Consider the following 9,684-nt stretch of genomic DNA (forward strand, 5'->3'; position numbering starts at 1 on the left):
CTCAGGGGGTGCGGTAGGTCGCACCCCACTGCAGCTGCCACTGCTCACCCGGTGCCAGCCATCGCAGCCCCTCGCCGGAGTTGAACGCATCGGCGGGGGCTGTCATGGGCTCGATCGCGATCGCGATCGGCTGGTCCGGGTAGCGGTCGGTGATGAACAGCTGCAGGTAGTCGAAGCCGGTGCCGGCCCAGACGTCGAGCACCCGTCCGTCGGGCGCCGTGAGCAGCGTGTGCACGCAGTCCTCGTCGTCACGGGCGATCGAGCCGTACCCGGTGTTCAGATCCAGGTCGCCCAGCAGTCGGGGTGAGCGCAGGTCGGTGGCGTCGTCGACGGGAACCTCGGCCACCGGAAGCAGCCGGTCGTCGAGTTCGAAGCGCGTCGCGGCATCCAGTTGCACCGACAGCTGCGCCGTCGGGACGTCGCCGATGCAGAAGTACGGATGTGCGCCCAGCGCGACGGGCGCAGGGGCCTCGCCGAGGTTGATGAGACGGTGCGTGACGGTGAGGGAGATGTCGGTGACGGCATACGTCACCTCGGTGGCGATGTAGAACGGGTATCCGGTCTGCGGGTACACATCGGCTCCGAGGGTGATGGCGTCCTCGGTGTACTCCACCGGCTGGTAGCCGGTGTAGCGCAGCAGGCCGTGTGAGGCGCTGCCGGTCTTCGGCTCGCTGAGCGCGAGCTGGTGGGTCACGCCGTGCTGGGTCCACCGGCCGTCGCGCACGCGGTTGGGCCACGGGACCAGCACCACGCCGGATGCCGCGGGGGTGGGGGTGTGGTCGGGATAGCGGGGCACGAGGTCCACTCCACCCACCTGGAACGCCCGCAACGCGCCGCCGACCTGGGCGATCTCGGCGACGGTGTCACCGCTGTGCACGGTGAACCTGCGGCCGGTCGGATCGTACGGCGTGTGACTGCTCATGAGGCAATGGTAGGACCACGGGCAATTTCCCAGCCGGAACCCGGTAGGCTCTATCAGTCGGCTCTGGACACCACGCGTGGTGCGTGGATGGGTTTGTGAGTCCAAGGGGCCGATGGTGGGCGTCGATCGACGCGCATGACCATCATCGATAATGGCCCCGGCCGACGAATGTCCGGGTATGCCCGCGCGTAGCGGGCGCTGTTCTCGTGTGTTGAGAACCCAGAAGGACATATCCATGCCTAAAAGCAAAAAGCCCGCCGGCGGTCGCCCCGCGAAGAACTTCGAACCGCGTTACGGTGCGAAGACGAGCTACCAGGACCGCAAGCGTCAGCCCGGCGATGCCTCGACCGGCACCACCGGATCGAAGAGCCCCAGCCACCGCGGCTACCGACCCGACACCGCTGCCACCGGCGAGGCGCCCAAGCGCCGCTGGACCGCGCAGGAGAAGGTGGGCCGCGAAGAGGCCCGCACCATCCGCACGCACTCGCAGGGTGACGACCGTCCCCGTCGTTCGTTCGACGACCGCCCGGCCCGCCCGGTCGGTGACCGCCCGCAGCGTGACGACCGCGGCTTCCGCGGTGATCGCGTCGCCCGTGATGAGCGTCGCCCCACCGGTGACGGCCGCCCCTCGTACCGTCCGGAGCGTTCGTCCGACGACCGTCCGGCCCGTGCGTACAGCGACCGTCCGGCGCGCGATGACCGTCCGGCCCGCTCGTACAGCGACCGTCCGCAGCGTGATGACCGTCCGGCGCGTTCGTACAGCGACCGTCCGGCGCGCGATGACCGTCCGGCCCGTTCGTTCAGCGACCGTCCCGCCCGCGATGACCGTCCCACTCGCTCGTTCAGCGACCGTCCGGCTCGCACCTTCGACGAGCGTCCCCGTCGCGACGCCGGCGACCGCCCGCAGCGCGATGACCGCCCGGCCCGTTCGTACAGTGACCGCCCGCAGCGCGATGACCGTCCGGTCCGCTCGTTCAGCGACCGCCCGGCTCGCTCGTTCGACGACCGTCCCCGTCGCGACTCGGGTGACCGCCCGGCACGCTCCTTCGACGACCGTCCCCGTCGCGACTCGAACGACCGCCCGGCACGCCCGGACTGGAACGCCGAGACCAAGAGCAAGGCGCACCAGGACAACGTCGACGTCGTGCACGAGCGTCTGCAGGCCGAAGCGGTTCAGGCCGGCGAGGTCGCAGATGTGACATTCTCGAGCCTCGGGCTCGGCGACAACATCGTCCGCGTGCTGGCCGATCTCGGGGCACCGACCCCGTTCCCGATCCAGGCCGCGACGATCACCCCGATCCTCGAGGGCAAGGATGTGCTGGCGCGCGGTCGTACCGGCTCCGGCAAGACCATCGCCTTCGGCGCTCCGCTCGTGGAGTCGCTGCTGCGTTCGCAGGCCGGCAAGCGCCGTGAATTCGGTCGCCTCCCCAAGGCGCTCGTGCTGGCCCCGACCCGCGAGCTCGCGCTGCAGATCGACCGCACGATCCAGCCGATCGCCCGCAGCGTCGGCATCTTCACCACGCAGATCTACGGCGGTGTGCCGCAGGCACGCCAGGTCGGCGCGCTGAAGAAGGGCGTGGACATCATCATCGGCACGCCGGGTCGCATCGAAGACCTCGTGGCGCAGGGCAAGCTCAACCTCTCCGAGGTGCAGATCGTCGTTCTCGACGAGGCCGACCACATGTCCGAGCTCGGGTTCCTCGAGCCCATGCAGCGGATCCTCCGTCTGGTCGCAGACGGCGCGCAGAAGCTGATGTTCTCCGCCACGCTCGACCGCGAGGTCGCAGCCCTTGTCGACGAGTTCCTCGTCGAGCCGGCCGTCTACGAGGTCGCCGGTGAAGACCAGGACTCCAGCACGATCAACCACCGCATCCTGGTGATCGATCACCGCGACAAGGCCGAGATCCTCAACTCGCTGGTCGACCGCGCAGGCAAGACGCTCGTCTTCGCCCGGACCCGGGCGTACGCCGAAATGCTCGCCGAGCAGTTCGACGACCTCGGCATCTCGGCGGTCGCGCTGCACGGTGACCTGAACCAGGCCAAGCGCACGCGCAACCTGCAGCGCCTGACCGACGGTCGGGTCAACGTCCTGGTGGCCACCGATGTCGCCGCCCGCGGCATCCACGTCGACGACATCGACCTGGTCATCCAGGCCGACGCCCCCGACGAGTACAAGACGTACCTGCACCGCTCCGGTCGTACCGGTCGCGCGGGCCGCGTCGGCACCGTCGTCACTCTCATCCCGCGTCAGCGCCGTCGGCGTATGACCGAGATGCTCGAGCGCGCCGAGATCGACGCCCCGTTCGACGAGGTGCGTGTCGGCGACGACATCCTCGAAGAGCTGGCCGGCCGCCAGCTCGCCGAGGTGGACGCGTAAGCAGCCCCACCCCGATGCGCCGATCGCCTGCCCAGGCGGTCGGCGCATCGTCGTTTCAGGCCGGTGTCACGCCGGCAGCCAGGTGCGCGTCGCGGTGACCAACGCGGTGACACCCATCGTGAGCGTGGGCTCGATCACCGGCGCGTAGTGCGGCGAGTGGTTGGACGGGACCTTCAGCAGTGCCGGATCCGTCATGTCGCCCGTCGTGAACAGCGAGGGGTCGGCACCGCCGAGCAGCCAGTACGACAGCGGCACACCGGCGGCCGTGGCGAGGATACCGACGTCTTCGCTGCCCGCTCCCGCCCCCGGGTCCATCACCTTGTCCGCGCCGAGCCATGTGGCGAACGCGTCGAGCGTCTTCGCCAGCGCCGCCGCGTCGTTCACCACGACGGGGAACCGCTCGATCTCGGTGATGGTGGGCTCCTGCGGCGCGCCGGCCGTGGTGGCCTCGCCGCGGACGATGCGGTCGACGCTGGCGAGGATGTGATCGCGCACCGTCTCGGTGTAGCTGCGGATGTTCAGTTGCAGCTCGGCTTCGTTGGGAATGACGTTCGCGGCATCCCCGGAGTGCACCGAGCCGACCGTGAGCACGGCGGTGGCGGTGCTGGGGATTTCGCGGGAGATGATCGTCTGCAGGCGCAGGATGGTCTCCGCGGCCATGACGACAGGATCGATCGACGCCTCGGGCATGGAGCCGTGCGCGCCGCGGCCCACCAGGCGCACGCGCAGCGAGTCCGAGCCGGCGTACGACGCCCCGGGGTGGCCGGCGATCTTGCCGGCCGGCAGGGGGGCGACGTGCTGGCCGAGCACCACGTCGGGCTTGGGGAACTTCTCGTACAGACCGTCGTCGACGAGCGTCTGCGCGCCGGCACCGAGTTCCTCGGCGGGCTGGAACACGATCATGAGTGTGCCCGACCAGCTCCCCTTGTCATCGGAGAGCACTTTGGCGGCGCCGAGCATGCAGGTCACATGCATGTCGTGCCCGCACATGTGGCCAACTGGCACGACCTTGCCGCTCGCGTCGGTCGCCGTCACCGTGCTGGCATACGGCAGTCCGGTGTCCTCCTTGATGGGAAGGGCGTCCATGTCGGCGCGCAGCAGCGCCGTCGGACCGTCGCCGTTTCGCAGCAGACCCACCACGCCGGTCTTGCCGACGCCGGTCGTCACCTCGAACCCCAGCTCCCCCAGACGCTTCGCGGCGATGCCGGAGGTGCGGTGTTCCTGGAATCCCAGTTCCGGGTGGCTGTGCAGGTCCCGGTACAGATCTGCCAGGGCGGGGTCTACGGTGACGTTCTCGTGCGCTTCCATCGGGGATGCTCCCTTCGTCGCTTGCGGATTCTGCCCTGAGTCTGCGTCGCCGTCGACACCGGCACAAGGCACCCGGCGGGCGCCTCCCGGCCGGTCACCCCGCTCCCCAGCACAGGTGATCTCGCCGGTACAGGACGATTTCAGCCGGATCGTCCTGTACCGGGGAGTCCTCCTGTCGCGGGGAGGGCTACGCGAGCGCCGCCACCAGCTCCGCGGCCCGAGGCGCCCCGCCCAGGCTGCGCAGCTCCGCGCCGACGCGGGCGGCGCCGTCCCGGTACGACGGATCGCCCGCGACGCGGCGATACCCGGCCGCGATCCGTTCGGCGGACGGTGTGCCGGTGCGCAGGTTCACCCCCGCGCCGGCCCATGCGACCCGTGCCGCGATCTCGGGCTTGTCCAGATCGCCGCCGCCGATGACGAGCGGGATGTCGTGCGCCAGCGCCGCGAGCGTGCCGCCCCAGCCGCCGTTGGTGATCATCACCTGCACTCGGGGGAGCAGCTGCGCATAGGGGATGAACCCGGCCACGCGGGCATTGTGTGGCACCGGGAACGGCAGGGTGTCGTGACCCCGGATGCCGGTGGTCGCCACCACGATGACGTCCTCGCCGGCCAGCGCCTCCAGGGTGGGACGGATGAGATCGCTCGGATCGATGTTCTGCGTCCCCTGCGTGACGCAGACGACGGTGCGGGATTCCAGGTCGCTCCACCACTGCGGCGGCGCGAACCCGTCCCCGGGCGACCGGGCGACCAGGCCGACGAAGTGCAGGTGGGCGGGGCGGTCAGGTCGGGCGAAGTCGAGGGCAGGGCTACCGCTTGCCGTCACCAGCTGCTGCGACATCACGGTGGTGTTGAAGTCGCGACGGGAGGGCGGCAGCCCCGCGGCATCGCGGGCGCGTGCGAGCGGTTTCTGCAGTGGGCGCCCGAGCAGCCGCGCTGCGATCACACGGAGCGCGGCATCCCTCGCCTTCGTCAGCGGATTGGTGCCGGGGACCAGGCCCACGCCGCTGGGCGGGCCGAATCTGCTGGGCATGTAGGGCGGCAGCACGGCGACGGTCGCCCACGGGCAGCCGGCCTTCTCGGCGAACAGGGCCGTGCCGACCGACAGCTCGTCGCCGGCGATCACATCCCACGGCTCCCGCGACCACTCCGCGGTCAGGTCGGCGACCTGTCCCGGGGCGGTGTTGATCATGCAGTCCTCGACGTTCACGAGGAGCTGCGCGAGGCCCTTCTTGCCGACCAGCCGCGGAAAGGTCGCCGCCATGTCGTGCTCGTCGAAGTCGGGCGCCTCGGTCCACGGCACCGCGCGGGCGCCGACGGCGCCGATCGCGTCGCGGAACGCGCTGCCGGTGTAGAACCGCACATCATGGCCGCGCGCGAGGAGTTGTTCGGCGACGGCGAGCATCGGGGTGACGTGGCCGGTGAAGGGCATGGCGGTGAGCATGATGCGAGCCATGCGCAACATGGTGCACCCGGATGCCGGCGGGCGAAAGGCCGCGTCAGAACAGCGTCGCGGCGGCCGCCGCCTGGCCGCGCGAGGTCGTGACGATCGGTCCCGGCCGCGCCGGGCGGACCGGCTCGTCGTCCTCCGCGCCGCCGGCCAGCCCGTGCAGGCGCAGCAGCGGCCGCACTCGGCGCGCCAGCCAGACCCGGTACGCCTTGGGAGCACCGACGGATGCCCCGGGGTACAGGCCGCGGTACGACGAGACCAGTTCGGGGTGCTCGCGGGCGAGCCACTGCATGAACCACGGCTTGACGCCGGGGCGCAGGTGCATCGCGCCCCAGACGATGCGACCGGCGCCTGCGTCCCTGATGCGCCGGAGCGCATCGTCGAGCACCGCCACCGAATCGGTCAGGTGCGGCACGATCGGCATGAGGAACACCGTGACCCGGAAGCCGGCCTCCCTGGCGGCCCGCACGGTGTCCAGCCGGGCCTGGAACGACGGCGCCCCCGGCTCGATCGCGGCGCGCAGCGCCTCGTCGGGAACGGCGATCGACATCGCCAGCGACACAGGCACGGATGCCGCGGCTTCCCGCAGCAGCGGCAGGTCGCGGCGGATGAGCGTGCCTTTCGTGAGCACCGAGAACGGGGTGCCCGATTCGGTGAGCGCGCCGATGATCCCGGGCATGAGCCGGTACCGGCCCTCGGCGCGCTGATACGGGTCGGTGTTGGTTCCCAGCGCCACCGGCTCCCGCGCCCATGACCCGCGGCGCACCTCGCGGGCGAGCACGTCGGCGACGTTGATCTTCACGATGATCTGGGAATCGAAGTCCCTCCCGGCATCCAGATCGAGGTACTCGTGCGTGCCACGAGCGAAGCAATAAACGCAGGCATGACTGCACCCCCGATACGGGTTCACCGTCCAGTCGAAGGGCATCGCCGAGACGGCGGGCACCCGGTTGAGCGCCGACTTGCACTGCACCTCGTGGAAGGTCATCCCGGCGAACTCGGGCGTGGTCACCGAGCGCACCAGGCCGTCGATGCGTTCCATTCCGGGCAGGGCGTCGGCATCCACCACTCCCAGTTCCTGACCTTGCCACCGCATCGGTCCATGGGAACAGATCTTCGAGAGTATGTCAACCGGGGCGGATGATGGATCGAACGGCGCGCTGGGTTCCGATGCGAGCGCGGGGACGCGTAAAGGGGACAATGGGGAGGTGACGGATCCCGAACCGCCGGTGTACCGCCGTGCCCCGCGCGCGGCGGTTGCGCCGCGGCAGCCGGCGCGGCGCGCACGGCGCAGTCGTGCCGCGCGCCGACGGGGAGCGATCGTGCTCGCGGTGCTCGCGGCGCTGGTGCTGTGGGGCGGGATCGCACTGTCCAGCGCTGTGCTGGCGCCTGTGGCCGAGACCGGCCCGAAGGACGGCGTGCCGGTCGGCACGCGCGCCGCGCCGGCGGCCACGACGCTGCCGGTTCCCACCATGCGCGGCGCGGAGCCGGTGGAGCAGGTCGAGGCGGCACCGGCCGAGCCCGAGGTGACCGACGGGATCTGCGTCGAGGCCCAGGTGACCGAGGCACTCGCCGCCGGCGACGACCGCGCCGTCATCGCCGCGGCGGGTGGCGCCGAGGCGTTCCGTCAGGCGGTCGCCGAGGGAGCCGCGCCCTGTGTCGACCTGACCGATCCCGCCCGGCTGTGGATGGTGGTCAACAAGCAGCTTCCCTATGCGCCGCTGGAGTACGCGCCGTCGCCGCTGGTCTCCGCCGGCGCCATGCCCGGCGGCAATCAGGCGATCCTGCGGGCGGATGCCGCCGCCGCGCTGTCCGAGATGGCCGCCGCCGCCGAGGCTGCGGGCCGCGAGATCGGGGTGCAGAATGGCTATCGCTCGTTCGGGATGCAGCAGTCGATCTATGCCGCGCATGTCGAGGACCGCGGCGTCGCCGGGGCCGACCTCGTCAGCGCCCGACCCGGCTTCAGTGAGCACCAGTCGGGGCTGACCGCCGACGTCGTCGCCTGCGACGGCGTGTGCGGGCACCTCGACGATCTCGCCGGCACGCCCGCCGACCGGTGGATCCGCGAGCACGCGTGGGAGTACGGCTGGATCGTCCGCTACGAAGAGGGCTACACCGCCATCACCGGCTATGCGCACGAGCCGTGGCACCTGCGCTTCATCGGCGTCGACCTCGCGCGCGCCTACCGCGAGGGCGGTTTCCACTCCCTCGAGGAGTTCTTCGGGCTCCCCGCCGCACCCGACTACGCCGACTAGCGGCATCCCACAATCCCGCGGTACTCAGTTCCGCACATCGCGGCATTCAATCCCACAAACGGGTGTGTTCGGGCGGTCCCAGAGCCTAGACTCGCCTCGGCAGCGTCGCCCTTCGGCCGGCGGTGCCCCACCGAGACGTCTGAGTACCCGGCGGCGCCGCCGCCGAAAACCTGAAGGGGGCCTGCGCATGGAGCGGGACATCTACGACGAAGACCACGACGCGTTCCGCGAGGTCGTCCGCGAGTTCATCAAGCGGTACGTCACCAACGAGAAGCGCGAACAGTGGGATGCCGACGGCGAGATCGACCGAGCGACGATGCTCGCAGCCGGGGAGTCGGGCCTGATCGGCCTGTCGGTGCCCGAGGAGTTCGGCGGCGCGGGGATGCTGCAGGACTACCGCTTCCGCACGATCGTCAACGAAGAGGTGATCGGCGCCGGAGCCGGGTCCCTCGCGGGGGCCTTCGGCATCCAGGACGACCTGGCCGTGCCGTATCTCGTGCACATGGGCACGCAGACGCAGAAGGAGAAGTGGCTGCCTCGCATGGCCACCGGCGAGGTGCTCGGTGCACTGGCGATGACCGAGCCGGGCGCGGGCAGCGACCTGCGCGGCATCAAGACCACCGCCAAGAAGGTCGACGGCGGCTACCTCGTCAACGGCGCGAAGACGTTCATCTCCTCCGGCAAGACCGCCGACATCGTCGTGACCTTCGTCAAGACGGGGGAGGGCACCCGCCCGGACGCCTTCAGCCTGCTCATCCTGGAGAACGGGATGGCAGGCTTCGACCACGGCAAGAAGCTGCACAAGATGGGCTCGCACGGTCACGACACCGCCGAGCTGTCGTTCACCGACGTGTTCGTGCCGGAGGAGAACCTCATCAGCGGCACCGAGGGCCAAGGGTTCCTGCAGCTGATGATGAACCTGCCGCTGGAGCGACTGTCGATCGGTATCGCCGCGGCATCCGCCTCGCAGGCGGCGCTGGCGTGGACCGTGGAGTACACCAAGAGCCGGGAGGCGTTCGGCGAGCGGATCATCGACTTCCAGAACACCCGCTTCAAGCTCGCCGACGTCGCCACGACCGTCGACGTGCTGTGGGCGTACCTCGACCGGGCGCTGCTGGCGTACAAGGACGGCAAGCTCACCGCCGAAGAGGCCGCGAAGGTGAAGTTCTGGACCACCGACCGTGAGTGGGAGATCCTCGACACCTGCGTGCAGCTGCACGGCGGCTACGGGTACATCACCGAGTACCCGATCGCCCGCGCGTTCCTCGATGCCCGCGTGCACCGCATCTACGGCGGCACGAACGAGATCATGCGCGACATCGTGAGCCGCAAGATCGCCGGCAAGCGCTGACGCCGCGGCGCCGCGCCCGCCGCG

General features: G+C 70.4%; 7 protein-coding genes. 3 read left to right on the plus strand and 4 right to left on the minus strand.

Going from position 1 to position 9,684, the window contains the following annotated elements; all coding sequences use genetic code 11:
- Position 1: 1 nt before the first annotated feature.
- Positions 2-922: an aldose 1-epimerase family protein gene (locus NQ151_RS15980; protein WP_257528691.1), complete on the minus strand. Its 921-nt coding sequence runs from the start codon at positions 920-922 to the stop codon at positions 2-4.
- Positions 923-1,157: 235 nt separating this feature from the next.
- Here NQ151_RS15980 and NQ151_RS15985 point away from each other — a divergent pair, with 235 nt between their 5' ends.
- Positions 1,158-3,299, plus strand: a complete 2,142-nt coding sequence (locus NQ151_RS15985; protein ID WP_257528692.1) for a DEAD/DEAH box helicase — start codon at positions 1,158-1,160, stop codon at positions 3,297-3,299.
- A 66-nt stretch (positions 3,300-3,365) separates the two neighbouring features.
- Here NQ151_RS15985 and NQ151_RS15990 read toward each other — a convergent pair whose 3' ends face one another.
- The 3 genes from NQ151_RS15990 to NQ151_RS16000 form a co-directional block, all read right to left on the minus strand.
- A complete protein-coding gene (locus tag NQ151_RS15990; protein ID WP_257528693.1) occupies positions 3,366-4,607 on the minus strand; it encodes an amidohydrolase in 1,242 nt (413 codons plus the stop codon).
- A gap of 187 nt (positions 4,608-4,794) precedes the next feature.
- Positions 4,795-6,060 carry a glycosyltransferase gene (locus NQ151_RS15995; RefSeq protein ID WP_257528694.1) on the minus strand — a complete coding sequence of 422 codons (1,266 nt, stop codon included), beginning with the start codon at positions 6,058-6,060 and terminating at the stop codon, positions 4,795-4,797.
- A 43-nt stretch (positions 6,061-6,103) separates the two neighbouring features.
- Entirely contained in the window at positions 6,104-7,150 is a 1,047-nt protein-coding gene (locus NQ151_RS16000; protein WP_257528695.1) for an Rv2578c family radical SAM protein, read from the minus strand.
- Positions 7,151-7,262: 112 nt separating this feature from the next.
- Between NQ151_RS16000 and NQ151_RS16005 the strand changes: the two genes are divergently transcribed.
- Together NQ151_RS16005 and NQ151_RS16010 are read left to right on the plus strand one after the other, a co-directional pair.
- A complete protein-coding gene (locus NQ151_RS16005; protein WP_257528696.1) occupies positions 7,263-8,309 on the plus strand; it encodes a M15 family metallopeptidase in 1,047 nt (348 codons plus the stop codon).
- Between the two features lie 187 nt (positions 8,310-8,496).
- The gene (locus NQ151_RS16010; protein WP_257528697.1) at positions 8,497-9,660 is read left to right on the plus strand and encodes an acyl-CoA dehydrogenase family protein; all 1,164 of its coding nucleotides are present in this window, start codon (positions 8,497-8,499) and stop codon (positions 9,658-9,660) included.
- Positions 9,661-9,684 lie beyond the last annotated feature (24 nt).

The organism is Microbacterium sp. zg-YB36, from assembly GCF_024623575.2.
Taxonomy (GTDB): domain Bacteria; phylum Actinomycetota; class Actinomycetes; order Actinomycetales; family Microbacteriaceae; genus Microbacterium.

What these genes read in the sequence shown, in the direction of transcription:
- NQ151_RS15995 (WP_257528694.1), bottom strand. Translation starts at nt 6,060, where the DNA reads ATGGCTCGCATCATGCTCACCGCCATGCCCTTCACCGGCCACGTCACC.
- NQ151_RS15985 (WP_257528692.1), top strand. Translation starts at nt 1,158, where the DNA reads ATGCCTAAAAGCAAAAAGCCCGCCGGCGGTCGCCCCGCGAAGAACTTC.
- NQ151_RS15980 (WP_257528691.1), bottom strand. Translation starts at nt 922, where the DNA reads ATGAGCAGTCACACGCCGTACGATCCGACCGGCCGCAGGTTCACCGTG.
- NQ151_RS15990 (WP_257528693.1), bottom strand. Translation starts at nt 4,607, where the DNA reads ATGGAAGCGCACGAGAACGTCACCGTAGACCCCGCCCTGGCAGATCTG.
- NQ151_RS16010 (WP_257528697.1), top strand. Translation starts at nt 8,497, where the DNA reads ATGGAGCGGGACATCTACGACGAAGACCACGACGCGTTCCGCGAGGTC.
- NQ151_RS16000 (WP_257528695.1), bottom strand. Translation starts at nt 7,150, where the DNA reads ATGCGGTGGCAAGGTCAGGAACTGGGAGTGGTGGATGCCGACGCCCTG.